The sequence below is a fragment of the Rhodovarius sp. genome, assembly GCF_040399605.1.
Classification (GTDB): Bacteria; Pseudomonadota; Alphaproteobacteria; order Acetobacterales; family Acetobacteraceae; genus Rhodovarius; species Rhodovarius crocodyli_A.
The window spans coordinates 1-23,842 of sequence record NZ_JBBARU010000016.1 but is presented as its reverse complement, the minus strand read 5'-3'; the positions used below and the strand labels follow the sequence as shown (position 1 = coordinate 23,842).

Genomic DNA, 23,842 nt, shown 5'->3' with positions numbered 1-23,842 from the left:
GCCGCCACCCGCGCCGCCACCACGGCGGAGCTTTCCCCCCTTGGCGCGCGGGACAATTCTTGCGCCGCGATGGGGCGCACCTCGATGCTGATATCCATCCGGTCCAGCAGCGGGCCGGAGAGGCGGGCGGTATAATCCTCGCCACAGCGCGGCGCCTTGGAGCATTCCCGCCCCGTCTCGCCGAGCATGCCGCAACGGCAGGGGTTCATCGCCGCCACGCAGAGGAAGCGGGCAGGGTAGGTGACATGTGCCTGGGCGCGGGCAATCGCCGCCTCGCCGGTTTCCATCGGCTGGCGCAGCGCCTCCAGCGCCGGGCGCTGGAATTCCGGCCATTCATCCAAAAACAGCACGCCGTGATGCGCCAGGCTGATCTCGCCCGGCCTCCCGCGCGGCCCACCACCCACCAGGGCGGCCTGGCTGGCGGAATGATGCGGCTGGCGAAAGGGCGGGCGGGCAATCAACTGCCCCTCGCGCAGAAACCCCGCCACCGAATGGATCAACGACAATTCCAGCGCCTGGGCCGCACTGAGCGGCGGCAGCAACCCCGGCAGCCGCGCCGCCAGCATGGATTTGCCCGATCCCGGCGGGCCCACCATCAGCAGATTGTGATTGCCCGCTGCCGCCACCTCCAGCGCCCGCTTGGCACTTTCCTGGCCGATCACCTCCGAGAGGCATGGGCCGCTCCACCCGGCATCGCCCAGCGCTGGTGGCTGCGGCTGGCTCAGCACCTGGGTGCCACGAAAATGGTTCAACACCTGAATGAGATGCCCCGGTGCCAGCACCTGGATGCTGCCGGCCCAGGCCGCCTCCGGCCCCTGCGCCGCAGGGCAGATCAGCCCCAATTCGCGCTCCGAGGCGCCCAGCGCCGCCGCCAGCACCCCCGCCACCGGCAAAATCGCGCCATCGAGCGACAATTCCCCAAGTGCCGCGAATTGGCCGAATTCCTCCCCCGGGATCAACCCCATCGCCGCGAGCACGGCGAGCGCGATGGGCAGGTCATAATGGCTGCCCTCCTTGGCGAGATCGGCCGGCGAGAGGTTCACCACCAGCCGCCGCGCCGGCAGCGAGAGGCCGAGCGCGGTCAGCGCCGCGCGCACCCGCTCCCGGCTTTCGCCAACCGCCTTATCCGCCATGCCGACAATGATGAAGGCGGGCAGACCGGGGGCGAATTGCACCTGCACCTCCACCGGCACGGCGGAAATCCCGGCGAATGCGAAGCTGATGATGCGGGCGGCGTTCATGCTGCACCCTAAGGTAGTGTATATGTAAAATCATGCAATCATTGCATGCTCTGGCGCATTGCCCCGCCATGCGGCATGGCTGGCCAATGAGCCGCACCCTCGCCCGCGCCCTGCATGGCATGGCCCGCATCGCAACCTCCGCCCTCAAGCCCGAACGCCAGGCTTCCACCCTCGCATTGCTGCATGAGGCGACCTTGCAGGCGGTGGCGGTGCCCACCAGTGCGGGGGTGCTGCGCATGCTCTGCCCCTCCAACCGCGCGCTGCACGACCCCTATGGCTTTGGCCGCGACGAGCCGGAGACGGTGGCCTGGATCGAAAGCCTGCCCGCCGATGCGGTGCTGTGGGATATCGGCGCCAATATCGGCCTCTACGCGCTCTTTGCCGCCAAGCGCGGGCTGCGGGTGCTGGCCTTCGAGCCCTCGGCACAATCCTTCGCCGCCATGATTCGCAGCGCCGAGGCCAATGGGCTGGACCGACGCATTGATGCCTTTTGCCTGGCCCTGGGCGAGAGCGCCGGCAGCATCGCCCGGCTGGAAATGGCCAGCAGTGAGGCCGGCCATTCCATGCATTCCATCACCTCCGGCCCGGCGCGGTTTTCCCAGGCGGTGCCGGCAATCTCGGTCGATGGCTTCATCGCCGCCTTCGGCGCCACTCCGCCCAGCCATATCAAGCTGGATGTGGATGGCATCGAGCCCGCCATCCTGCGCGGCGCGGCGGTGACCCTGGCGGCGCATGTGCGCGAGGTGCTGGTGGAAATCGAGGGCGAGGCAGCACAGGCCATCCCTGGCGATCTCGCCCGGTTGGGCTTTGCCGAAATCGGCGGTGGCGGGCGGAACCGGCTGTTCCGCCGGGGGTGATCAGCCGTGGCCGGGCACGCTTTCCGTGGTCTCGGCCGGCTCATCCTCATGCTTTTCCCACGCGGCGCGCCAAGCCGGCAGTGCTTGGTTGCGCGGCATGCTGTGGCCGGCCTGGCGCAGCGCGACGCGGCGCGCGGCGCGGCTTTCCCGGCCATCAGGCTCGGCCAGGGCGTGTGGCGGCAGCCGCGCCTTCAGCGCGGCCAGCACGCCACGCTTTTCCGCCAAGGCGGCAGCGCTGCCATGGGCCAGCATGATGGACTGAAAGGCCTTGTGGCGGGCCGCATCAAAGGGCGCGGCATTGCCCAGCAGGTCGCTCAGCGGATGCGGCGGAAACGCCTCCAGCACCGGCACCAAACCCGCTGGCAGATGGATGGTGGCGGCATGGGTGCGGCGGCTGCGCAGCAGGGTGGGCAGAATATGGCTATGCGGCCCTTCCGGTGAGCGGCCATCGGGGGGGGGGATGGGCTGATACACCTCAATCCGGGCCAGGGCGCTGAGAAACACCCGATGCGGCGAGGCCGCGACAATGGCCGCCCCGGCAGGGTTGCCATGGTCGAATAGCGGCCGCCCGCAACCCGCGCGCAGCTGGGCCAGCAATGCCGGATTGGCCGTGCGCACACAGGCCCGCATATGCGAAAACCCCAGCCCCATATCGAAGAGAATGGCCGCCTCGTCGCGCGGGCGCAGGGCCTGGGTATCGGGGCCCAATTCGCTCACCACCTCACATGCCTCGCCCAAATGGGCGTCCCGCGCCTCGAGGCAGAGCGAGAGGCCCTGCTGCCAATGCCCGGGGCGGCGGCTCAGCGCCTCATGCGCCACCAGAACGGCGCGCGGGTCATCACGCAGCGCAATGGCGCCGCGCGCGGTGACCATGCCCCCGGGGATGCGCTGCACGCTCTCCCAAGGTGCGCGGCTGAATTCGCCAATGCCACCCAGCACGCCCAGGGCCCAGGCCCATCCGGCATCGCCCAGGCCTCGGGCCAAGATGGGGAAGCCGGAATGGGTCATGCATGCTCCTGGCGTCGGGCCACCAGCGCGGCCCCTGCTACCAGCCTAGCCGCAACAGCATGGACAACGGAAGCGACGCGCAGCGCTGCCGGCACCCCTTCTGCCATCAAACCGCCAAGTATGGGTGTTTTGTCATGGCGTGACATGCCCATCCGGCAGCCAAGGCCGGGCGATGACGCCCCACCTCTCGACCTTCGCCCCTGGCATGTGCAGTCTTGCCCCATGCTCGACCCCATCCCCCTGCCTGCCGGCATCCGCACCCGCTTCCTCGACAATGGTCGGGGCCTGATGATGCATCTGCTCGAGGCCGGCGAGCCCGGCCGGCCCCTGCTGCTGCTGCTGCATGGCTTCCCCGAGATCGCCTATTCCTGGCGCAAGATCATGCTGCCCCTGGCCGCGGCGGGTTATCACGTCGTCGCCCCCGACCAGCGCGGCTATGGCCGCACCACCGGCTGGACCCAGGGTTTTGATGCCGATCTCGCCGAATTCGGCCCGCTGAATTATGTGCGCGACGCGCTGGGGCTGGTGGCGGCGCTGGGTGCGGCGCAGGTGGCCTGCGTCATCGGCCATGATTTCGGCTCGCCGGTGGCGGGCAATTGCGCGCTCACCCGGCCAGATGTGTTTCGCGCCGCTGTGGTGATGAGCGCGCCCTATGGCGGCCCGCCGCCCTTGCCCTTTGGCGGCCAGCCCGCCCCCGCACCGCAGGGCTTGGCTTCACCGGCGATGAATGCCGCCCTCGCCGCATTGCCCCGCCCGCGCAAGCATTACCAATGGCATTACTCGACGCGCGGCGCCGATGCCGAGCTGATGACCCATCCGGCCGGGCTGCACGCCTTCTTCCGCGCCTATTACCATCACAAAAGCGCCGATTGGGCGGCCAACCGCCCCCATCCGCTGCCGGGTTGGGATGCGGCGGTGATCGCCGAAATGCCAACCTATTACATCATGGACCTCGCGCAGGGCATGGCCGAGACGGTGGCGGTGGAGATGCCCTCGCCGGCCGAGATCGCCGCCAATACTTGGTTCACCGAGGCCGAGGTCGCGGTTTACGCCCAGGAATATGCCCGCACCGGCTTCCAGGGCGGCTTGCAGAGCTATCGCTGCACCACCTCGGGCCTCGCTGGGCGGGAGATGCAGCTCTTCGCCGGCCAGCCCATCCGCGTGCCGGCCTGCTTCATCGGCGGCGCGGCTGATTGGGGCGTGCACCAAAAGCCCGGCGATTTCGAGCGCATGCAGCGCCTGGGCCTCGCCGATATGCGCGGCTGCCACCTCGTGCCCGGCGCCGGGCATTGGGTGATGCAGGAACAGCCCGAGGCGGTGACGGCCCTGCTGCTGGACTTCCTGGCCGCCCTGCCGCCGGGCTGAGGCGGCCCCGCCCTTCACGCCAGCGCCGGCTCGCGCTACCTCACAGCCAGTCAAATCCGTTACGAAAGCCCGACCCCCCGGCATGACCAGCAGCAACGATATCCGCGCCACCTTCCTCGATTATTTTGCCCGCACCGGGCATCAGGTGGTGGAATCCAGCCCGCTGGTGCCGCGCAACGACCCCACGCTGATGTTCGCCAATTCCGGCATGGTTCAGTTCAAGAACGTATTTACCGGTGCCGAACGCCGCCCCTACAGCACCGCCACCACGGCGCAAAAATGCGTGCGCGCCGGCGGCAAGCACAATGACCTCGACAATGTCGGCTATACCGCCCGGCACCACACTTTCTTCGAAATGCTGGGGAATTTCTCCTTTGGCAATTATTTCAAAGAACAGGCCATCGAGCATGCCTGGACCCTGCTGACCCGCGATTTTTCGCTGCCCAAGGACAAGCTGCTGGTCACCGTCTATTCCGAGGATGAGGAGGCGCCGGTCTTCTGGAAGAAGATCGCGGGTATCTCCGACAGCCGGATCATCCGCATCCCCACCTCCGATAATTTCTGGCGAATGGGCGATACCGGCCCCTGCGGCCCGTGTTCCGAAATTTTTTATGACCATGGCGACAAGATCTGGGGTGGCCCGCCCGGCAGCCCTGATGAGAATGGCGACAGGTTCATCGAGATCTGGAACCTCGTCTTCATGCAGTTCCTCGAGGAGCCGGCGGGGACGCGCAACCCGCTGCCGCGCCCTTCCATCGATACCGGCATGGGCCTCGAGCGCTTCGCCGCCATCCTGCAGGGCGTGCACGACAATTACGACACCGACACGCTGCGCGCCCTCATCCTGGCCAGCGCCGATGCAACCGGGCAAGGGGCTGATGGCGAATTCCGCATCAGCCACCGCGTGGTGGCCGACCATTTGCGCGCCGGTTCCTTCCTGATCGCCGATGGCGTGCTGCCCTCCAATGAGGGCCGTGGCTATGTGCTGCGCCGCATCCTTCGCCGCGCCATGCGCCACGCCCATATGATGGGGGCGAAGGAGCCCTTGCTCTACCGCCTCTTCCCCGCCCTGGAGCGGCAGATGGGCGTGGCCTATCCCGAACTCGGCCGCGCCGGCGCGCTCATCACCGAGACGCTGCGGCTGGAGGAGCAGAAATTCCGTGGCCTGCTGGAGCGCGGCCTGGGCCTGCTGGCCGAGGAAACCGCGCGGCTGGCGGACAAAGAAACCCTGCCCGGTGCCATCGCCTTCAAGCTTTATGATACCTATGGCTTCCCCCTCGACCTCACCCAGGATGCGCTGCGCGGCGAGGGCCGTGCGGTGGATCTCGACGGCTTCAACGCCGCCATGGCCGAGCAGAAAACCCGCGCCCGCGCCGCCTGGGCCGGCACCGGCGAGGCCGCGACCGAGACGCTGTGGTTCGACATCAAGGAACGCACCGGCACCTCGGAATTTTTGGGCTATGACACCGAGCAGGCCGAGGGCGAGCTGCTGGCGGTGGTGACCGGCGGCGTTGAGGCGATTTCCGCCGGCCCCGGGGCCGAAGTGTCTGTGGTGCTGAATCAGACGCCCTTCTACGCCGAGAGCGGCGGCCAGGTCGGCGATGCCGGCGTGATCACCGGGCCTGATGGCTTGCGTATTGCCATCCAAGACACCCAGAAGAAGCTCGGCCTGTTCATTCATTCCGGCGTGGTCGAGGCCGGCCATCCCCGCCCCGGCCAGGCGGTGGTCGCCACCGTGGACCATACCCGCCGCAGCGCCATCCGCGCCCATCACTCGGCCACCCACCTGCTGCATGAGGCGCTGCGCCGAAAACTCGGCACTCATGTCGCCCAGAAGGGCAGCCTGAACGCGCCCGATCGCCTGCGCTTCGATGTCAGCCACAACAAGCCGATGGAGCCGGCGGAACTCGCCTGGGTCGAGGCCGAGGTGAATGCTCGCATCCGCGAAAACGCCGAGGTCAGCACAAGGCTGATGACCCCCGAGGCCGCGGTGGCCGAAGGTGCCATGGCGCTGTTCGGCGAAAAATACGGCGAGGAAGTCCGCGTCGTCAGCATGGGCCGCGATGGCGAGCGCGCCTTCTCGGTCGAACTCTGCGGCGGCACCCATGTCCGGCGCACCGGCGATATTGGCCTGTTCCGCATCGTGTCGGAGGGCGGTGTCGCCGCCGGCGTGCGCCGGGTGGAGGCGGTGACGGGTGAGGCCGCGCTGGCCCTGATCGACGACAGCATGGCCCAGCTTCGCGAGGCGGCGGCGGTGCTCAAGGTCAATCCGGCCGATCTGCCCGGCCGCATCGCCACCCTGTTGGAAGAGCGCCGCAAGCTGGAGCGCGATGTGGGCGAATTGCGCAAGAAACTCGCAACCGGCGGCGCCGCCGCCGAAGTGGAGGAGATTGGTGGCCTGCGCGTGGCGCTGCGCGACCTGGGCGATACCCCGGCCAAGGATTTGCGCGGCATTGCCGAGGCCATCCTCAAGGCCGGCTCGGCCGATGTGGTGGTATTGGCCAGCAATGAGGGCGGCAAGGCCTCCATCGTGGCGGGCCTGGCCGAGGCAGCAAAGGGCCGCGCCGATGCGCCCAGCCTGGTGCGGGCCGCCGCCGCCGCGGTCGGCGGCAAGGGCGGCGGCGGCAAGCCGGAGATGGCCCAGGCCGGCGGCCCGGATGGCGAGAGGCTGGCCGATGCGCTGGCGGCCGTGCGGGCGGCGCTGGCCATGGGCTGAGCGTGGCGGCTGAGCCCGCCTCAGCGCCTCTCCAGCACCGATGCGTGGACCCAGCCCAGCGCCACGCCCGCCTCGCCCACCTGAAACCACCCCCCCGGCGCCTCGGCCAGCACCTGCAGGCTGCTGCCCGGCGCCATCACCCGCACCACACTGCCACCGCGGGGGCTGCTGCGAATATTGGCGCCCATGCGCGATGCGGTGATGATATTCGCCGGGGCCGCGAGTGCTGCGGGGCTGGCGCTGTCGGGCGCAGCGGCGCTCTCGGGCAGGGGCGGCAGGCTGCGCATCATCGGCCGCGCATTGGCCGGCCCGCCACCATCAAAGCAGCGATCCACCATATCGAGAAACACCCGCGAGGCCTCGGCACCGCTGGCGCCCAGATGCAGGCTCACCACCGCACCGGCCTCGCCGGCGAGTTCCACCACCGCGACATAAGGCCAATAAGGCGCCTGAGCGGCACCTGGCATGCGAGCCCGGCCGCAGACCGCGAGCACATCCGCCATGGCCTGGGTGAAGACCTGTACGCCGCGCTGTTCGATATCCCCCCTGGCCCGCAGCCTATGGCGCAGGGCTGCCAAGGCCGCCGCGCGCGCCACCTCCTGTCGGGTCTCGGTAGGGCGCCCAGGGGAGCCAGCAGGGGGGCGAGCATCGGCGCCGCCATCCCCCTCACCGCAGGCGGTGAGGGCCACCAGAAGGAGGCAGGCGGCAGCGTGGCGCATGCCACCACAACGCCGCATGGCGGCGGCGGTTGCGTCCATTTGGCCCCGTTTCGCGCAGCACCACATGCGGCTAAACTCGGCACAATGCGCCGCTCAAGGAGCCATCAATGACCGAAAATTTCTTTTCCCTGACCGATCTGAGCCAGGGCATCGCCCGTGAACTCGCCCCTGGGGTAAACACCCATGTCTTCGCCGGCGACCAGGCGATGCTCTCTGTGGTGGAACTCGCGCCCAACGCCAAGGGCAGCATCCATAGCCACCCTGAGGAACAATGGGGCCTGATGCTCGCCGGCAGCGGCGTGCGGATTCAAGATGGCGTGGACCACCCGGTCAAGGCCGGCGATTTCTGGCGCACCCCGGGGGGCGTGGAGCATGGTCTGGTGGCCGGGGAGCAGGGCTGCAAGGTGCTCGATATCTTCGCCCCCCCGCGCGAGGCCTATAAGCGGGCCGGGCAGGGCTTCGGGGCGTAACAGCCGAGCCCGCCCCTTGCGCCAAGCCTCACTGCGCAGGCCCTAAGCGTTTAGATGCCGAGCATCTCTATCCGCCCAAATAATGACGTTTGAGCGGATGATGCTCTATCGCGCCGCCCCAGGCGGCAGAATATCCACCACATCCGCGCCATTGGCCTGCCGGCCCATGGGGCGGATATCGATGCGCGTGGCCGCGAGCCCTCCGGCCACCAGAATGGCCTTCATCGCCAAGCCGCGCTCAAGCGAAAGCCGCCGCGCGAAGGAAGCCTCCAGCGCGGGGGCAGGGGCCTGGGCGATGATTGTCACCCGCCCGCTGGTGGCGGCCAGGCCGCGGGCAATCTCCTGCAGGCTTGGCTGCAGGCCGGCCGGGATATCCCTTGCATCGCGCGCAAATTGCACCCGCCAGCCGCCATTGGCCAGGTTCTGCATGCCCAGGGGCAGGGCGAAGGGCGAGGCTATTGGCGCGGTCGCCCCGGAAGGATGCGCCGGTCCCGCGCCAGCGCCCAGCATGGCGGGTGTGGGTGGTGCCTCGGCCGGCGCAGGCAGGTTCTCGGGCAGCGGGTCGGCCTCAGCCAGGGGGTCGGGCGGCGTGTCTGGCTGCCCGAGCGCCGGCGTGGCACAGGCCGTGATGATGACGGCAAGGGCCTGGCGTCGGCGCATGACCCTCTCCCCGCTCAATCCTGCCAGGGAGGGGTATCGCCCGCCGGCAGTTCTGCCGTCACGGCCGGGCGGCCATGGCTGCGGGCAATCTGCGCCCGGCCGGCATCGGCGCCGGCAATGCCATCGGCCACCACCGCGCGCAGCTTGTCATGCAAATGGGTATTGCCGGCCACCACCATGCCCTCGGCATAGGCATCGCCGCCCGCCGGGTCGGTCACAAAGCCGCCCGCCTCGCGCACCAGCACGATGCCAGCGGCGATATCCCATTTGTTCAGCCCGAGTTCCCAAAAACCCTCATACCGCCCGGCCGCGACCCAGGCGAGGTCCAGCGCTGCGGCGCCAAAGCGCCGCACCCCCGCCACCTGGGGCATGATGCGCGAGAGGATGCCGACGAATTCCGGCTTGCGCGGAATGGCGCCAAAGGGAATGCCGGTGGCAAACACCGCCGAATGCATCTCCCGCCGGGCGGACACCCGCAGGCGCTTGTCATTGAGGAAGGCCCCAGCGCCCTTCTCCGCCCAGAACAACTCGTCCGAGGCAGGGTTATAGACAACCCCGGCCACGATTTCGCTCTCAGTGTCGGAAATCCGCTTCTCGATCCCCACCGAAATCGCCCAATGCGGGATGCCATGCAGGAAGTTGGTGGTGCCATCGAGCGGGTCCACCACCCAGCGCCATTCCCAATCAGCCTCGCCCGAGACGCCGCTTTCCTCCATGAGGAAGGCGAAAGAGGGGCGGGCGTGGGAAAGCTCTTCCTTCAGCGTCTGCTCGGCGCGCAGATCAGCCTGGGAGACGAAATCCCCCGGCCCCTTCACCGAGACCTGCAACTGCTCCACCTCGCCAAAATCGCGCAGCAGCCGCCGCCCCGCCTTGCGCACGGCGCTGACCACGACATTGAGCTGCGGCGAGAGCCGTGCCGCACCACCCACGCCGCGGGTGGGTGCGCGCGTCGGCGCCTCCACCGGCACACCGCGCGGCGGGCGCGGCTTGCGGGCGGGGCGCGCCTCTTCAGGCTGGGGCGCGGGCGGATTGGTCAGGCTGAGCCTGGCCGGTTTGTCGCCGGGGGGTTCTGAGCTCACCCCTTGGCACGCTCCAGATAGGAGGCGTCCTCGGTGCGCACCACAATCTTCTCACCGGCGGTGATGAAAGGCGGCACCATGGTCTTCACCCCATTGGAGAGCAGTGCCGGCTTGTAGGAGGAGGAGGCGGTCTGCCCCTTCACCACCGGATCCGCTTCCACGATCTCGAGCGTCACCGTCTCGGGCAGGTCCATCGAAACCGGGTCACCCTCGATCAGGCGGACATTGACCGTCATATTCTCGACCAGGAAGGGCAGGCGGTCACCCAGGATTTCCTTGGAGACCGTGGTCTGCTCATAGGTCTCTGGGTCCATCAGGACCAGGTTCTCGCCCTCGGCATAGGAGAAGGTGAATTCCTTGTCCTCGGTCTGCAACCGCTCGACGGTATCGGCCGTGCGCCAACGCTGGTCCTTCTTCGACCCCGTCTTGATATTGCGCATATCGACCTGAATGATCGCATTGCCCTTGCCCGGGATCATGATGTTCTGCCGGAGGATGGTCCAGCGCTGGCCTTCGAATTCGATGACCATGCCGGCGCGCATCTGGTTGGCCTGCATCTTCGCCATGGGCGGTGTACCTGTCGTGTCTTCTGGTGGTTCGAGATCAGCAGCCGGGGCTTGTCCCTCGGCCGAGCGGATTGCCTACACGCCGCGCCGCCTCAGGGCAAGCCAGCCCCGGCGGCGGCGTGGCGCTTCAGCCGCCTTCCTTGGCCACCTGGGCCGGCCTGCCATCAATCATCGGCGGCTGATGCGCCCAGTCGAAACCGCGCTGCGCCCGCTGATAGGCGTAATCAAACAGCGGCCGCATATAGGCCGGGTCAAAGGGCGAATCGTAGGGCACGGTGAAGTCGCGGCCGATATAGGCCAGATGATAGTCCAGCCGGTCCGTCTGTGCCTGGTTCCAGATGCGCATCACGTCATTATAGCCGCTGGCGGCGATCATGGTGGCGATGGCGCGGCCGGTAATGCTTAGCGTGCGCCGCTGAACCGCCGCCCAATCCGGGTCGAGGCGGGCGTTGCGAATGAGAAACACCCGCCCCGGAACCACCGGGCGCCCCCGGGCGATTTGCGCCCGCCGCGGCGCGCTCAGCGCCGGGGGGTAGAGGAAGGCCTGGTTGATCGCGCCGCCATCGATATGCATCTCCTGGCGCAGCGCGCCATTGACCGTCACGTCGAACATCACCGGCGGAAAGGCGCCGGGAATGGCGGCGGAGGCGACAAGGATGCGCCGGGTGAGTTCCAACGCCCCCGGATGGCCCGAGGCGGCGATGGCGCCGAGATTCCAGATCACCGGCATCTGGGCATCAAGGTCGGTTGTGCCCACCAGCAGCAGCCTCCCCTCGCGATAGCCCTTGGCGATGGCCGCCATCATCGTCTGGTCGAGATGGCGCGAGACGGTGCGCAGCAGCGGCAAGGTATCAGCCAGCGCATCATCGAAGACGGCCGCGATCAGGAAGCGGCTCTCGGCGATATCGGCTAGCGTCACCTCGGTATAGACGCTGCGCAGCGCGGGGTCTTGGCTGGGGCCAACAAAGGCGAATGGCGCGGTGAGCGCGCCGGTGGAGACACCGGTCACCAGATTGAATTCCGGCCTGTCGCCGCGCGCCGTCCAGCCACAGAGCAGGCCTGCGCCAAAGGCGCCATCCTCACCGCCACCCGAAATCGCCAGCAGATTGATGCCGGGCATCTTCTCCAGATCGCTGACGCCGAGGAAATCGGCGCGCCGCAGCATGGCGCGCACCACCTCGCCATCAAAGGGGCCGATACCGTTTTCCATCCGGAAGCGCTCATTGGGCAGGCCCAGCACCGAGGCCTGGCCGGATGCGCCACGCGGCACGGCGGGCAGGCGCGCGGGGCTGGCGCAGCCGGTGATGGCCAGCGCCGCCGCGGCGGCAAGGCCACGCCGGCCGGTGCCCTGGGCAGAGCCCAGCCAGGAGGGAAGCGACATTGAATCATTTTCCTGCATAGAAGCGGTTTTGAACCAATCGAAAGCGCATCGCAATTCCCCATGCCATAAAACGGCGGCCATGGCGTCGCGCCGCTTAACCGCCCGGCAACCATCCCTCTGCCATGAAGGCGGCCTGGCTTGGAGAGGGACGAAATATGCGATCGGTGCGGTTTCAGGGCAATCTGCCCGAGGTGATGGCGGAAAATACCGCGGCTGGGCGTTGGGCTGGCGCGGTGCAATGGCAGGGCGATCCTTCGCAGATCGCGCTGATCGATGTCGTCGGCGATGCCGATCTGTATATCGGCAGCAGCTTCGACCCGCTGACCGGCACGGTGCTGCTCTCCAATATCGCCACGGTGGATTATGAAAGCTTCACCCGTGACGCCAAGACCCCGGCTTTGACCATCGTGCTGCGGGTCTTCTTCAAGGATGGCACGATGGGTTACAGCGATTCCTGCTGGACCTTCGGCGTCACCAATCTGGATGACACACCGCCTACCGCACTCGCCTTTGCCAGCGGCGGCGCGGTGGTGCCCGGGGCGATAGGCGCCACCATCGGCCGCCTTGCCGTGACCGACCCTGACAGCGCCGGCCCCTTCACCTTCACCATTGGCGAGGCGGATGCCTGGATGTATGAGGTGGTGGATAATGGCCTCAAGCTGCGTGATGGCATGTCGGTGGCGATCAGCGATGGCCCCTATCGCGCGATCAATGTCGAAGTGTCCGATGGCCATCAATCCGCCGCCTTCACCCTCAATATCCGGGTGGAATCCCCAGGCCCTGAGACGGCGGTGCTCGATGTGCTCGACCCTTGGGAGATCAAAGCCGGCTTTTCCTACAAATCCGCAGGCGTGGTCTGGGCCGAGCGTGGCGCCTGGGAGGTGGAGCGGCTGGAGCATTACGGCAGCGAATTGACCGATGTGGTGATGAAGGATGGCAGCCATGTTTGGCTGCCCAAGCTCGACCGGCTGGAATTCCTCAATGGCGCCATCGATATGCGCGCCGATAGCAGCGCCGCGCTGGCCAATTCGCTTTATCAGACGATTTTGGGCCGCAACATCGATGCGGGCTCGCTCTGGCAGATCAGCCATGCGCTCGACGCCAAGGAATACGGCACGGATCAATTGGCCGCCATCCTGCTCAACTGCTTTGAATATCACATGAATTTCGGCCATCCCAGCAATGAGCAATTCATCCGCCAACTCTATCGCAACGTCGATGGCTCCACCCCCGCGGAGCCCGATGTGCAGGGCTGGAAGCACGCTCTGGATATTGGCATGTCTCGCGCCGAGGTTGCGCTCAATTTTGCCAATATGGAGGTAACGCGGACCAATATCGCCACCGCCAACCCCTATGGCCTATGGATGGATCGGCCAAATGCCAATATCGTCGCCTCCATCTATGATGTAGCGCTCGACCGTCTGCCGGAGCATGATGGTTTTGAATACTGGATGGGCGTGCTCAATGCCGGGCTGATCTCAGCTTATGATTTGTCAAAGCTGTTTGGTCGATCGACCGAGTATATCGGCCGCTTCGCCAATCTCAACCAGCAGGATTTCGTCCGCTCGCTCTATGAGAACGCTCTGGGGCGCGAGCCGGATCAGGAGGGCTTTGATTACTGGGTGGGCCATCTCAACCGCGGCACCTTGGCGCGCTCGGACATGATCTCCTCCTTCGGCTTCAGCACGGAGAAGCAGGGCTATCTCAGCGCCCTGCCGCTGGGCGAGCCGTTCAATTGAGTGAAAATATATAAATAACAAACTAAAATGTACAAAACGCCCCTCTCAGTGCAGAGGCGCCCGGCCATGGCTTCATCCCCTCCCCTCCCACCCAACACGGCCAAGCCCAGCGGTGCCGAGGCCATAAAGGCCGCAAGCCAAGGGCTGCGCGGCCATATCGCCGCCGCCCTCGCCCGCCATGGCCTGCGGGTGAGCGCATCTCGCTGCGCCTCACAGGCTGCTCCAATGGCAGCGCCCGGCACCATGCCACCGCATCGGCATCACCGCCGCGCGCGCCCTGATCGAACCCGAAGCGGCGGCCTGAGGCCCCTCAGCGCCGCCAGGTCATCATCGCCACACCCGCCATCACCAGCACCAGGCCGCCCACCGCCACGGGCGGGAAGCTCTCGCCCAGAAACACCACGCCAATCCCCGCCCCCAGCGGCAGGCGCAAATAGGCCTGGGCGGTGGTGGCCACCACCCCCAACGTGCGCAACAGCCGAAACCAGATCACCGAGGCCAGCGCCGTGCAGAACAGCGCCAGCACCACCAGCGCGATCAGCGAGGCCTGGCTGGGCTGCAACGCCCAGGGCCGCTCCCACAGCAACGCCGCGGGCAGCAGCAGCACCAGCCCGCTCAATTGCGAGCCCAGCGCGGGCAGCATCGGGTCCATTTTACCGAAGGCCCGCCCGGTATAACCCGATAGGGCAAATAACAGCCCTGAGGCCAGCAGCGCCAACATATGCGGCCATGAGCCGCCCTGCATCCCCTGATGGCCGGCAATGAGCGCCACCCCGACTATCCCCAGGGCGGTACCCAGCCCCTTCAGCCAGCTCGGCCGCTCCGCCCGCCCCACCACAAACCCCAAAAAGAACGCAAAGATCGGCGAGGTCGAGGCCAGAATAATCGCCAGCCCCGAAGGCACCTCCTGGCTGCCCCAGGCGATCAGCACAAAGGGCGTCACGGTGGCCAGCATCGCCTGCAGCGCGAAGGCCTTCCAACTCGCCAGATCCCGGGGGATGGCCACGCCACGGGCATAGACCACCACCCCCAGCGCCAGCGCCGCCAGGCAGCAGCGCAGGCCAATGATCGTCACCGGCGGAATCGTCTCGATCCCCACCCGGATCAGGGCGAAGGAGGAGCCCCAGAGCAGCGCCAGCAGCCCCAGCAGCAGCAGTTCAAAACCTCGCCCGCGCATCGCCATTCCCCCCAGGCCCCGTTGCGGCAAGCGCCTGTCCGTCCCATACCATGGGCAGAAACAGCGTATGAGGAGCGGGACATGGCCGCCATACCCGATATCGCGCCTGCCGAAACCTGGGCCGCGATGCAAAACGACCCCGCGGCGATGCTGGTGGATGTGCGCACCGATGCCGAATGGAACTTCGTCGGCATCCCCGATCTGGTCGATGCCGGCAAGCGCGTCGTCCTCATCCCCTGGCAGGTCTATCCCTCCATGGCGGTGAACAGCCACTTCACCGAGGCGCTGCGCAAGGGGGGCGTGCTGCCCGAGCACCGGGTCTATTTCATCTGCCGCTCCGGCGCGCGCAGCCTCGCCGCCGCCCAGGCCGCCCAGGCCGCCGGCTATGCGGCGGTGTTCAACGTGGCCGATGGCTTCGAAGGCCCGGTGGACCGTGATGGCCATCGCGGCCAGGCGGCCGGCTGGAAAGCTGCGGGCCTGCCCTGGGTGCAGCGGTGAGCATGGACACCATGCCCAAAAACGAGGATGCGCTGACGGCGTTGATGACGCTGCTGCGCGACGATATCGAGGCCTGCAACCGCGTCATCATGGCCCGGATGGACAGCCCGGTGGCGCTCATCCCGCAATTGGCCGCCCATCTTATCGCTGCCGGCGGCAAGCGCCTGCGGCCATTGCTCGCCATGGCCGCCGCCCGGCTTTGCGGCTACGACCCGGCCGGCGGGCGCCATGTGGTGCTCGCCGCCTGCGTGGAATTCATCCACACCGCCACCTTGCTGCATGATGATGTGGTGGATGAAAGCGCGCTGCGCCGTGGCCAGGCCTCGGCCAATGCGCTGTTCGGCAACCAGGCCTCGGTGCTGGTGGGCGATTTCCTCTTCGCCCGCGCCTTCCAATTGATGATCGCCGATGGCTCGCTGCCGGTCATGGCCATCCTCTCCGGCGCCACCGCCACCATCGCCGAGGGCGAGGTGCTGCAATTGATGACGCAAAACGACATCGCCACCACCGAGGCGCAGTATCTTGAGGTGATTCACGGCAAGACCGCCGCCCTCTTCGCCGCCGCCGCGCGGCTCGGCGCCGTGGTGGCCAACCGCCCCGCCGCAGAGGAGGAGGCGCTGGACGCCTTTGGCCGCAATCTCGGCGTTGCCTTCCAACTGGTTGATGACGCGCTGGATTATTCGGCCGATCAGGCGGTGCTGGGCAAAACCGTGGGCGATGATTTCCGCGAGGGCAAAATCTCGCTCCCCGTGCTGGTGGCCATCGCCCGCGCCGATGAGGCAGAACTGGCCTTCTGGCGCCGCACCCTCGAAGAGGGCGAGCAGACCGCAGATGATTTCGCCGAGGCGCAGCGCCTGATCACCTGCCACGGTGCCCTGGCCGAGACCTTTTCCCGCGCCCGCGATTATGGCGCGGCCGCCCTCGCGGCACTGGAACCCTTCGCCGATTCGGCCGAGAAGCGAGCCATGGCGGCAGTGGTCGATTACTGCATCGAGCGCGCGCGGTAGATGTTTGATCCCAGGGTTTGATGGGGGGCTCGAGGGGCAAAGCCCCTCGATCTTCTTCCCCCTCGCCATTCGTTTTGCGCAGCCTCCAAAGGGTTTCTCACCATCGCCGCAGCGGTCGCCGCCCTCAGCCCCTCGCCGCCAATTCCGGATTGACCATCATCGCCGTATCCGGCCGGCCATCCAGGCAATCCAGAATATTCTGCGCCGCAATCCTGGCCATGCGCGCCAGCCCTTCTTCGGTGCTGGCGGCATTATGTGGGCTGAGCAGCACATTGGGGTGGGCAAAGAGGGGGTGCGGGCCAGCGGGTGGCTCCACCTCCAGCACATCGGCGCCAAAGCCATGCAGCCGCCCGGCATTGAGCGCTGCGAGCAGCGCCACCTCATCCACCACCGGCCCGCGCGCGGTGTTCACCACAATCGCGCCGGGCTTGAGCGCGGCAAAGGCCGCCGCATTCATCAGGTGCTTGGTATCGGGCCGCAGCGGGCAATGCAGGCTGACCACATCGGCCTCAGCCAGCGCCGCATGCAGGTCACGCGCCGGGGTCACCCCCTCGGCCGCCAGGCGCGAGGGCCGCCAGAATGGATCCAGCACCGAGACCTTCATCCCCAAGGCCTGCCCATAACGCGCCACCCGGGCGCCAATCCTGCCATAGCCCACCACCAGAAGGGATTTCCCCGCCAGATCCACCATCTCAGGCCCCGCTGGCGGCCACCAGCCACCGGATTTAATATGCCGATCATGCTGCGCGGCGCGGCGCGCCACTGCCAGCATCAGCATCAGCGCATGCTCGGCCACCGAGAGATCATTGCTGCCATTGGCCACCATCACCGCCACATCGCGCGCGGTGCAGGCGGCCACATCCACCGTGTCAAACCCCACGCCATAGCGCGAGACGCAGCGCAGTTTGGGCGCGGCATCCAGCGCCGCCTGGTCCACCCGCTCCAGCCAGCACAGCGTGGCATCGGCCTGGGCGAGGGCGGCATGGAATTCCGCCACCGGCGGGTCATGCATGATGGTGCAACTGACATCGGGCCGGGCATCAAGCAGCGCCATACCGGCGGGGTGCAGCTTGCGGCAGAGCAGCACCTTGAAGGGATTGCTCACTCGGTGATCCTTTCGATGTTGTTCACCCGCACCACCTCGGCCCAGCGCGCCAATTCTGCCCGCACATGGGCGGCAAAGCGCTCCGGCGGCCCGCCCTCGGGCAGCGCCCCCAGCCCCCGCAGCCGGGCCTGCACATCAGGGTCGGCATTGGCGCGGTTGAGCATGGTGTTCAGCGCCAGAACGATATGCGCGGGCGTGCCGCGCGGCGCCATATAGCCGAACCAGGGCTCCACCACGGCATCGGCCATGCCGGCCTCACCCAGCGTCGGCACATCGGGCAGGGCAGGGTCACGCTCCCGCCCGCTCACCACCAGCGCGCGCAATTGTCCGCCGCGAATGGCGCCGATCAGCGTGGGGGTATTTTCGAAGAACATTTGCGTCGCCCCCTGCATCACCGCCTGCATCCCCGGCGCGCCGCCGCGAAACGGCACATGCTGCATGGAAAGCCCCAGCCGGCCATTCAAAAACTCGCCCAGCAAATGATTGGAGGCGCCAAAGCCCGAGGAAGAAAAATTCGCCCGATTCCCCTGCGCCCGCGCCCAGGTGACAAAACCCTGGAAATCCCGCGCCGGATGATCGGGCCGCACCACCAGCGCGTTCATCACGCTGCCCGACCAGAAGACCGGCACCAGATCGGTTGCGATATCAAACGGCATCCGGGCATAGATCGCGGCATTGATGGCGCAATTGCCCACCGTGCAGGCGCCCAGCGTATAGCCATCCGCCGGGCTCTGTGCCGCGGCCAGCATGCCGATATTGCCATTGGCGCCGGAGCGGTTTTCCACCAGCCAGGGGTGGCGGGAATCGCGGCTGATCCGCTCGGTGAAAATCCGCGCGATCAGGTCGGTCGCCCCTCCGGGCGGGAAGGGCAGGATAATGCGCACCGGCCGCGCCTGCTCCCATTCGCCCTGGGCATGGGCCACTGGGGCATAGGCTAGAATCAGGCCAAGCAACAAGGCTGGCAGGCTGCGGCGCATGGTGTGTTCCCTCTGGTCTTTCGACTAGTTTGCCGCCTCCTGCGCCGCCTGTCTGCCCCCTTTTACCCCATCCGAACCCTATCCGCCGCCACCCGCGCCAGGGGGGCGGACCAGATGACCTCAGCCGGCGTCACCGGGCGGGAGAGCCGGTTCATGCCGCGCAGCTGGTCGATGGCGAGTTGAATATTGCCCACGCTGTCGGCGGTGAGGTTCATCGTGTACGCAACCTTGCCCATCAACTCGGCGATGAAGGCGCGGTCCTGCCGCAGGAAGCGGGCGACATGGCCCGCCGCCTCGGCCGGCTGGGCGGCGATGAAGGCCTGCGCCTCCACCATGGAGCGCATGAAGCGGGTCGTCGCCTCGGCATTGGCCTCGGCCCAGCCCTTGTTCATGTAAAGAAAATTCCGAACGATCTGCACCTGGTCATTGGACAGCAGGATGCGGGTATTCGGGATGGCGCGCATCGCCCGGGTCGGCCAGGGCTCCCACACCGCGAAGGCATCGATATTGCCGCGCTCGAGGGCCGCCACCATCTCCGGCGCCTCGACATTAATGATGGTATAATCGGCCGGGTTGAGGTTCAGCTTGGCCACGACGGAGAGCCAGAAGGTCTCGCTGCCGGTGCCGCGGGCCACGCCCACGCGCTTGCCCTTCAGCCCCTCCATATTTTCGATATTGCGCCCCAGCACGCTGATCCAGCGCAGCAGCGCCGTGCCCTCGGCCACCGCCACCACATTGGGATCCACCAAATGGGCCGAGACGCCGGCCTGCTCGGCGCCATAGGCGGCATTGATCTGATTGCCGACCAGGAAGGCCACCATGGCCGAGCCCGAGGGGCCGGTATTGACCGTCACATTCAGCCCATTGCGGGTGAAAATCCCTGCCTCGCGCGCCACGTAGAATGGCGCGAAGGAGGGATCGACGCCGGTGGCGATGGTCATGGCAATCGGCGCCTGGGCCAGCGCCGGGGCGTTGAGCATGGGCGTGGCAAAGAGCGGTGCGGCAAGAAGGGCGCGGCGGTTCATTGGATAATCTCCCTACATGGTTGGATTATAGCGCCCGGCAAAGGCGCGGATGGCAAGGCGGAAGCAGCGATCCGTAGCAAAGCCCAGCAGGCCGAGCGCGACCAGCGCCACGAAGATATCATTGATCTCCATGAACAGCCTCGCATCCCACAGCATCTTGCCCAGCCCGTCATTGCTGGCAATCAACTCGGCAGCAACGATGGTGACAAAGGAATTGGCCATGGCCAGGCGCATGCCGGTCAGAATGAAAGGCACGGTCGCCGGCAGCGCCACCAGGGCAAAGACCTGAAACCGGCTCGCCCCCAGCGCCTGCGCCGCGCGAATCTTGTTGCGCTCCACCGCCCCCACCCCGGCCGCGGTCGAGATGATGATGACGAAGATAGTGGTATAGGCGATGAGGAAGATCTTGCTCTCCTCACCAATGCCAAACCAGATGACCGCGACGGTGATCATCGCCACCGCCGGGATGAAGCGGAAAAACTCCGTCCAGGGCTCCAGCAGCACCCGCACCGGCTTGAAGCTGCCAATGGCGAGGCCAATGGGAATGCCCAAAGCCGTGCCCAGGGCAAAACCCTGCAAAATCCGCCGCAGCGAGGCCCAGATCTGCTCTTGCAGGATATTCTCCTCGATCAGCCATTGCGCCCGGACAAACACCGGGATGGGCGAGGGGAAAAGCGCGCTCTTGACCACAAAAACGGCCGCCAGATGCCAGACCAGAAACAACAGGGCGAAGCCGGCCAGATAACCGGCGACGATGTTCACACGCTCTCTCATGCCGCGACAATTTCCTCACGAATGGCGGCATGCACATGGCGAAAAATCGCCATGAAAGCATCCGAGGTGCGGTCACGCGGAAAGGGCAGATCAACCGGCACCACGGTTTTCAGCGTGCCGCCCGGGCCCCGCTTCATCACGCCGATTCGCGTGGCCAGCGCGCAGGCCTCCTCAATATCATGGGTGATGAAGAGCACCGTCTTGCGCGCCTCCTGCCAAATCCGGGTGAGTTCGGCCTGCAGGATATTGCGCGTCATCGCATCCAGCGCACCAAAGGGCTCATCCATCAGCAGCATGCGCGGGTTATTGGCCAGGGCGCGGGCGATCTGAATGCGCTGCTTCATCCCCCCCGACAGCTCCGCCGGGTGCTTGTCGCCCGCCCCGGCCAGGCCCACCAGGGCCAAAAACCGCTCGGCCACGGCGCGGCGCTCGGCCCGGCCCACCCCGGCTAGCCGCAAACCAAAGGCAATATTATCCCGCGCGTTCAGCCAGTCATACAGGCTGTCGGTGCCCTGAAACACCACGCCGCGCTCGGCTGCGGGTTTGCTCACCGGCCGGCCATCGAGGGTAATGCGCCCCGCCGTCGGCGCCTCAAACCCAGCCAGCATGTTCAGCACCGTGGTCTTGCCACAGCCCGAGGTGCCCAGCAGGCAGAAAAATTCACCCTCCGCCAATTCGAGCGAAAAATCGCGCACCGCCTCATAGGCGCCAGAGCGCCCGCGATAGGTTTTGCCGACGACTTCAAGGGAGACCAATGCCATACCCCCAAACTGCTTGTTTCCGTCCGCCGGGGCAAGGCGGCTTCACGCCGCGCAAGCGCCCGTCTAGGCTGATCTGACCAATCAATGGGCAGGAATACGCAGATCATGATGCTTGAGGGAAAAGTCGCCATCGTCACCGGTGCCGGCGGCGGCATTGGCCGTGAGATCGCCATCGCCATGGCGGCCGCCGGTGCGAAGGTGGTGATCAACGATATCGGCGCCTCGCTGGGCGGCGATGGTTTCTCCACCAGCCCCGCCGAGGGCACCAAGGCCATTATCGAGCAGGGCGGCGGCCAGGCGGTGATCAACACCCAATCCGTGGCCGAATGGGAAAACGCCCAGGGCATCATCAAAACCGCGATCGACGCCTTTGGCCGCGTCGATATCGTGGTGAACAATGCCGGCATCCTGCGCGACCAGATTTTTCACCGCATGACGCCCGAGGAATGGCTGAGCGTCATCAATGTTCACCTCAATGGCAGCTTCTTCGTCAGCCGCGCCGCCGCCGAATATTTCCGTAAGCAGGAGAGCGGCTCCTTTGTGCACATCACCAGCACCAGCGGGCTGATCGGCAATTTCGGCCAGGCGAATTACTCCGCCGCCAAGCTGGGCATCGTGGCGCTGAGCAAATCCATCGCGCTCGACATGAAGCGCTACAATGTCCGCTCCAACTGCCTCGCGCCCTTCGCCTGGAGCCGTATGACCTCCTCCATCCCCGCCGAGACGCCGGAACAAAAGGCCCGCGTCGAGCGCATCCAGAAGATGGGCCCGGAGAAGAACGCACCACTCGCCGTCTTCCTCGCCTCCGACGCCGCGAAGGAGGTCACCGGCCAGATCTTCGCGCCGCGCATGCACGAGTTGTTCCTGTTCAGCCAGAACCGGCCGATCCGCTCGGTGCACAGCGAAAATGGCTGGACCCCGGAAAAAATCGCCGAGATCGCGCTGCCCGCCTTCCGCTCCGGCTTCGTGCCGATGGAACGCTCGGGCGATGTCTTCTCCTGGGACCCCGTGTGAGCGATTTACTCAAGGCGCGCTTCGGCGCGCTGCCTTTCGAAGCCCCGGCGGATATCCCCGCCGGGCTGGCGATGATCCTCGACCGCCGCGTGACCCGCAAATATGCGGATAAGCCGCTGGACGAGGCGCTGCTCAACACCGTACTGGCGGCGGCGCAATCCTCCCCCAGCAAATCCGACCTGCAGCAATATTCCATCATCCTGCTGCGGGACCGGGCCAAAATTGCTGCGATCGCCGGCTGGATCGGCACCATGCCCTGGATCGCCGCCGCCCCAGTGCTGCTGATCTTCTGCGGCGATATGCGCCGCGGCCAGCGCATATGCGACATCCACGACCGCGAACACGCCAACAACAATATGGACACCTTCCTCAACTGCACGGTGGATGCCGCCAGCGCCATGGCCCATGCCATCCTCGCCGCCGAGGCTGCGGGCCTGGGCACTTGCCCGATCAGCTATGTCCGCAACCACAACGAAAAAATCGCCCCGCTTCTGGCCCTGCCCAAAGGCGTCTTCCCAGTGGCCGGCCTGAGCCTGGGCTGGCCCGAAGCGCGCGAAAAAGTCTCGCCCCGCCTGCCGCCATCGGTGGTGGTGCATCGTGAGACCTATGATGACAGCGGCCTCGAAGCCGCCCTGGCGCCCTATGACGCGCTGCGCCCGCCCGGAAAGCCGCGCTACCCAGAAGTCTTTGGCCCGGCCTCGGAAACCTGGTCCGCCAATGCCTCGCGCCAATTGGGCGTGCCGGAGCGGGCGGGCTTCCGCGCCTGGCTGCGCCATCGTGGCTTTGCGCTTGACTAAAGAGCCCTTCGACAATCCCGGTGGTGCCGATGTCGCCGGCCGCGCCCGCCGCCCGGTCCGCCCGCGCCATGCCGCCTCCATCCTGGTCTGGCGCGATGGCCAGGATGGCCCCGAATTGCTGATGGGACGGCGCAACAAGGCCCTGCGCTTCATGCCCGATGTCATGGTCTTCCCAGGCGGCAGGGTGGACCCCGGCGATGCCCGCGCCGCCGCCACGGCGGAATTGCGGCCCGAGGTGCTGGCCGCATTATCGCGCGTCGGCACGGCGCGACTGGCCCGCGCCTGCGCCATGGCCGCCGCGCGCGAATTGCAGGAGGAGACCGGGCTTTGCCTCGGCGAGCCGCCCGATCTCTCAGTGCTGGACTACCTCTGCCGCGCCGTCACCCCCACATCGCGGCCGATGCGCTTCAACGCCCGCTTCCTGATCGCCCCGGCTGACGCCGTGCGCGGCAATATCATCAGCAGCGGCGAGTTGGAGGAGCTGGGTTTCTACTCGGCCGCTGCCGCAAGGGCGGCGAAAATGGCCAGCATCACCGAGGTGATCATGGAGGAGTTCCTGGCCTGGCACGCCATGCCACCAGCCCAGCGCGCCGGGCGGCGCCTGGTGCGGATTCTGGGGCTGAATGCCCGCATGGCCGAGCGCGAGCCGGCGGCCTAAACCGCTGAATGCGGGGGGTAAGAGCGAAAGGGCTTTGCCCGGGCTTTGCCCTCTCGCGCTCTCCCACCAGGGTCGACATGTATGTCGACGGTTTTCCCGGGGCTTTGATATTTTTGATAGACTGTTCCGTACGGAACAGTTGGATCAGCAATAAATAATATTTCTAAAATATAAAAATTTCGTTTGGACGAATTAAAGCCTAAAACCAATAATCAATCGAAGGTGGAGGAAACTCAGTTTCCTCCTAG

23 protein-coding genes are annotated in these 23,842 nt (G+C 66.6%); 10 read left to right on the top strand and 13 right to left on the bottom strand.

Going from position 1 to position 23,842, the window contains the following annotated elements:
• Window positions 1-1,241, bottom strand: a 1,241-nt coding sequence (locus ABWP84_RS06925) for a YifB family Mg chelatase-like AAA ATPase (protein ID WP_353211299.1), incomplete at its 3' end; no start/stop codon positions are given.
• An 86-nt stretch (window positions 1,242-1,327) separates the two neighbouring features.
• On the opposite strand from ABWP84_RS06925, the gene ABWP84_RS06920 reads away from it, so the two are divergent.
• A complete protein-coding gene (locus tag ABWP84_RS06920; protein ID WP_353211279.1) occupies window positions 1,328-2,098 on the top strand; it encodes an FkbM family methyltransferase in 771 nt (256 codons plus the stop codon).
• Here ABWP84_RS06920 and ABWP84_RS06915 read toward each other — a convergent pair whose 3' ends face one another.
• Window positions 2,099-3,106, bottom strand: coding sequence for a DUF6925 family protein (locus tag ABWP84_RS06915; protein ID WP_353211278.1), 1,008 nt, complete (start codon window positions 3,104-3,106; stop codon window positions 2,099-2,101).
• Between the two features lie 144 nt (window positions 3,107-3,250).
• On the opposite strand from ABWP84_RS06915, the gene ABWP84_RS06910 reads away from it, so the two are divergent.
• Window positions 3,251-4,471, top strand: a complete 1,221-nt coding sequence (locus ABWP84_RS06910; RefSeq protein ID WP_353211277.1) for an alpha/beta fold hydrolase — start codon at window positions 3,251-3,253, stop codon at window positions 4,469-4,471.
• Window positions 4,472-4,553: 82 nt separating this feature from the next.
• Window positions 4,554-7,187 (top strand): alanine--tRNA ligase, encoded by a 2,634-nt coding sequence (alaS, locus tag ABWP84_RS06905; RefSeq protein WP_353211276.1) that lies wholly within the window; start codon window positions 4,554-4,556, stop codon window positions 7,185-7,187.
• A 20-nt stretch (window positions 7,188-7,207) separates the two neighbouring features.
• On the opposite strand, the gene ABWP84_RS06900 is transcribed toward alaS, so the two are convergent.
• On the bottom strand, window positions 7,208-7,945 hold the full coding sequence (locus ABWP84_RS06900) for an SH3 domain-containing protein (RefSeq protein ID WP_353211275.1): 738 nt from the start codon (window positions 7,943-7,945) through the stop codon (window positions 7,208-7,210).
• A 68-nt stretch (window positions 7,946-8,013) separates the two neighbouring features.
• On the opposite strand from ABWP84_RS06900, the gene ABWP84_RS06895 reads away from it, so the two are divergent.
• A complete protein-coding gene (locus ABWP84_RS06895; protein ID WP_353211274.1) occupies window positions 8,014-8,376 on the top strand; it encodes a cupin domain-containing protein in 363 nt (120 codons plus the stop codon).
• A 105-nt stretch (window positions 8,377-8,481) separates the two neighbouring features.
• On the opposite strand, the gene ABWP84_RS06890 is transcribed toward ABWP84_RS06895, so the two are convergent.
• From ABWP84_RS06890 to ABWP84_RS06875, 4 genes are all read right to left on the bottom strand, one after another.
• On the bottom strand, window positions 8,482-9,036 hold the full coding sequence (locus ABWP84_RS06890; RefSeq protein ID WP_353211273.1) for a hypothetical protein: 555 nt from the start codon (window positions 9,034-9,036) through the stop codon (window positions 8,482-8,484).
• A gap of 14 nt (window positions 9,037-9,050) precedes the next feature.
• Complete coding sequence (locus ABWP84_RS06885; RefSeq protein ID WP_408904245.1) at window positions 9,051-10,115, bottom strand: inositol monophosphatase family protein; 1,065 nt, start codon at window positions 10,113-10,115, stop codon at window positions 9,051-9,053.
• On the bottom strand, window positions 10,112-10,681 hold the full coding sequence (gene efp, locus ABWP84_RS06880; RefSeq protein WP_353211272.1) for an elongation factor P: 570 nt from the start codon (window positions 10,679-10,681) through the stop codon (window positions 10,112-10,114). Before efp ends, ABWP84_RS06885 begins: the two co-directional genes overlap by 4 nt.
• 127 nt (window positions 10,682-10,808) lie before the next feature.
• The gene (locus ABWP84_RS06875; RefSeq protein ID WP_353211271.1) at window positions 10,809-12,062 is read right to left on the bottom strand and encodes a patatin-like phospholipase family protein; all 1,254 of its coding nucleotides are present in this window, start codon (window positions 12,060-12,062) and stop codon (window positions 10,809-10,811) included.
• A 155-nt stretch (window positions 12,063-12,217) separates the two neighbouring features.
• On the opposite strand from ABWP84_RS06875, the gene ABWP84_RS06870 reads away from it, so the two are divergent.
• Window positions 12,218-13,801 (top strand): DUF4214 domain-containing protein, encoded by a 1,584-nt coding sequence (locus tag ABWP84_RS06870; protein ID WP_353211270.1) that lies wholly within the window; start codon window positions 12,218-12,220, stop codon window positions 13,799-13,801.
• A gap of 310 nt (window positions 13,802-14,111) precedes the next feature.
• Here ABWP84_RS06870 and ABWP84_RS06865 read toward each other — a convergent pair whose 3' ends face one another.
• Entirely contained in the window at window positions 14,112-15,008 is an 897-nt protein-coding gene (locus tag ABWP84_RS06865) for an EamA family transporter (protein ID WP_353211269.1), read from the bottom strand.
• Window positions 15,009-15,059: 51 nt separating this feature from the next.
• On the opposite strand from ABWP84_RS06865, the gene ABWP84_RS06860 reads away from it, so the two are divergent.
• A complete protein-coding gene (locus ABWP84_RS06860; RefSeq protein ID WP_353211268.1) occupies window positions 15,060-15,476 on the top strand; it encodes a rhodanese-like domain-containing protein in 417 nt (138 codons plus the stop codon).
• Window positions 15,477-15,487: 11 nt separating this feature from the next.
• A complete protein-coding gene (locus ABWP84_RS06855) occupies window positions 15,488-16,483 on the top strand; it encodes a polyprenyl synthetase family protein (protein ID WP_353211267.1) in 996 nt (331 codons plus the stop codon).
• A 124-nt stretch (window positions 16,484-16,607) separates the two neighbouring features.
• On the opposite strand, the gene ABWP84_RS06850 is transcribed toward ABWP84_RS06855, so the two are convergent.
• The 5 genes from ABWP84_RS06850 to ABWP84_RS06830 form a co-directional block, all read right to left on the bottom strand.
• Entirely contained in the window at window positions 16,608-17,588 is a 981-nt protein-coding gene (locus ABWP84_RS06850; RefSeq protein ID WP_353211266.1) for a hydroxyacid dehydrogenase, read from the bottom strand.
• A complete protein-coding gene (locus ABWP84_RS06845) occupies window positions 17,585-18,565 on the bottom strand; it encodes a tripartite tricarboxylate transporter substrate-binding protein (RefSeq protein ID WP_353211265.1) in 981 nt (326 codons plus the stop codon). The genes ABWP84_RS06850 and ABWP84_RS06845 overlap by 4 nt, the downstream gene beginning before the upstream one ends.
• A 62-nt stretch (window positions 18,566-18,627) precedes the next feature.
• Window positions 18,628-19,590, bottom strand: coding sequence for an ABC transporter substrate-binding protein (locus ABWP84_RS06840; protein ID WP_353211264.1), 963 nt, complete (start codon window positions 19,588-19,590; stop codon window positions 18,628-18,630).
• Between the two features lie 12 nt (window positions 19,591-19,602).
• Complete coding sequence (locus ABWP84_RS06835; protein WP_353211263.1) at window positions 19,603-20,364, bottom strand: ABC transporter permease; 762 nt, start codon at window positions 20,362-20,364, stop codon at window positions 19,603-19,605.
• Window positions 20,361-21,125 carry an ABC transporter ATP-binding protein gene (locus ABWP84_RS06830; RefSeq protein WP_353211262.1) on the bottom strand — a complete coding sequence of 255 codons (765 nt, stop codon included), beginning with the start codon at window positions 21,123-21,125 and terminating at the stop codon, window positions 20,361-20,363. Before ABWP84_RS06830 ends, ABWP84_RS06835 begins: the two co-directional genes overlap by 4 nt.
• A 105-nt stretch (window positions 21,126-21,230) precedes the next feature.
• On the opposite strand from ABWP84_RS06830, the gene ABWP84_RS06825 reads away from it, so the two are divergent.
• From ABWP84_RS06825 to ABWP84_RS06815, 3 genes are read left to right on the top strand one after another with little or no spacing between them, the layout of a single operon-like run.
• Entirely contained in the window at window positions 21,231-22,139 is a 909-nt protein-coding gene (locus ABWP84_RS06825; protein WP_353211261.1) for an SDR family NAD(P)-dependent oxidoreductase, read from the top strand.
• Complete coding sequence (locus tag ABWP84_RS06820; RefSeq protein ID WP_353211260.1) at window positions 22,136-22,936, top strand: nitroreductase family protein; 801 nt, start codon at window positions 22,136-22,138, stop codon at window positions 22,934-22,936. The genes ABWP84_RS06825 and ABWP84_RS06820 overlap by 4 nt, the downstream gene beginning before the upstream one ends.
• Window positions 22,929-23,594, top strand: coding sequence for an NUDIX domain-containing protein (locus ABWP84_RS06815; protein ID WP_353211259.1), 666 nt, complete (start codon window positions 22,929-22,931; stop codon window positions 23,592-23,594). Before ABWP84_RS06820 ends, ABWP84_RS06815 begins: the two co-directional genes overlap by 8 nt.
• Window positions 23,595-23,842: the final 248 nt, after the last annotated feature.

Coding starts and splice junctions, on each gene's coding strand:
- ABWP84_RS06920 (WP_353211279.1), top strand. CDS start 1,328: ATGAGCCGCACCCTCGCCCGCGCCCTGCATGGCATGGCCCGCATCGCA.
- ABWP84_RS06915 (WP_353211278.1), bottom strand. CDS start 3,106: ATGACCCATTCCGGCTTCCCCATCTTGGCCCGAGGCCTGGGCGATGCC.
- ABWP84_RS06840 (WP_353211264.1), bottom strand. CDS start 19,590: ATGAACCGCCGCGCCCTTCTTGCCGCACCGCTCTTTGCCACGCCCATG.
- ABWP84_RS06890 (WP_353211273.1), bottom strand. CDS start 9,036: ATGCGCCGACGCCAGGCCCTTGCCGTCATCATCACGGCCTGTGCCACG.
- ABWP84_RS06830 (WP_353211262.1), bottom strand. CDS start 21,125: ATGGCATTGGTCTCCCTTGAAGTCGTCGGCAAAACCTATCGCGGGCGC.
- ABWP84_RS06900 (WP_353211275.1), bottom strand. CDS start 7,945: ATGGACGCAACCGCCGCCGCCATGCGGCGTTGTGGTGGCATGCGCCAC.
- efp (WP_353211272.1), bottom strand. CDS start 10,681: ATGGCGAAGATGCAGGCCAACCAGATGCGCGCCGGCATGGTCATCGAA.
- ABWP84_RS06910 (WP_353211277.1), top strand. CDS start 3,251: ATGCCCATCCGGCAGCCAAGGCCGGGCGATGACGCCCCACCTCTCGAC.
- ABWP84_RS06895 (WP_353211274.1), top strand. CDS start 8,014: ATGACCGAAAATTTCTTTTCCCTGACCGATCTGAGCCAGGGCATCGCC.
- alaS (WP_353211276.1), top strand. CDS start 4,554: ATGACCAGCAGCAACGATATCCGCGCCACCTTCCTCGATTATTTTGCC.
- ABWP84_RS06845 (WP_353211265.1), bottom strand. CDS start 18,565: ATGCGCCGCAGCCTGCCAGCCTTGTTGCTTGGCCTGATTCTAGCCTAT.
- ABWP84_RS06835 (WP_353211263.1), bottom strand. CDS start 20,364: ATGAGAGAGCGTGTGAACATCGTCGCCGGTTATCTGGCCGGCTTCGCC.
- ABWP84_RS06860 (WP_353211268.1), top strand. CDS start 15,060: ATGGCCGCCATACCCGATATCGCGCCTGCCGAAACCTGGGCCGCGATG.
- ABWP84_RS06855 (WP_353211267.1), top strand. CDS start 15,488: ATGCCCAAAAACGAGGATGCGCTGACGGCGTTGATGACGCTGCTGCGC.
- ABWP84_RS06870 (WP_353211270.1), top strand. CDS start 12,218: ATGCGATCGGTGCGGTTTCAGGGCAATCTGCCCGAGGTGATGGCGGAA.
- ABWP84_RS06825 (WP_353211261.1), top strand. CDS start 21,231: ATGATGCTTGAGGGAAAAGTCGCCATCGTCACCGGTGCCGGCGGCGGC.
- ABWP84_RS06875 (WP_353211271.1), bottom strand. CDS start 12,062: ATGTCGCTTCCCTCCTGGCTGGGCTCTGCCCAGGGCACCGGCCGGCGT.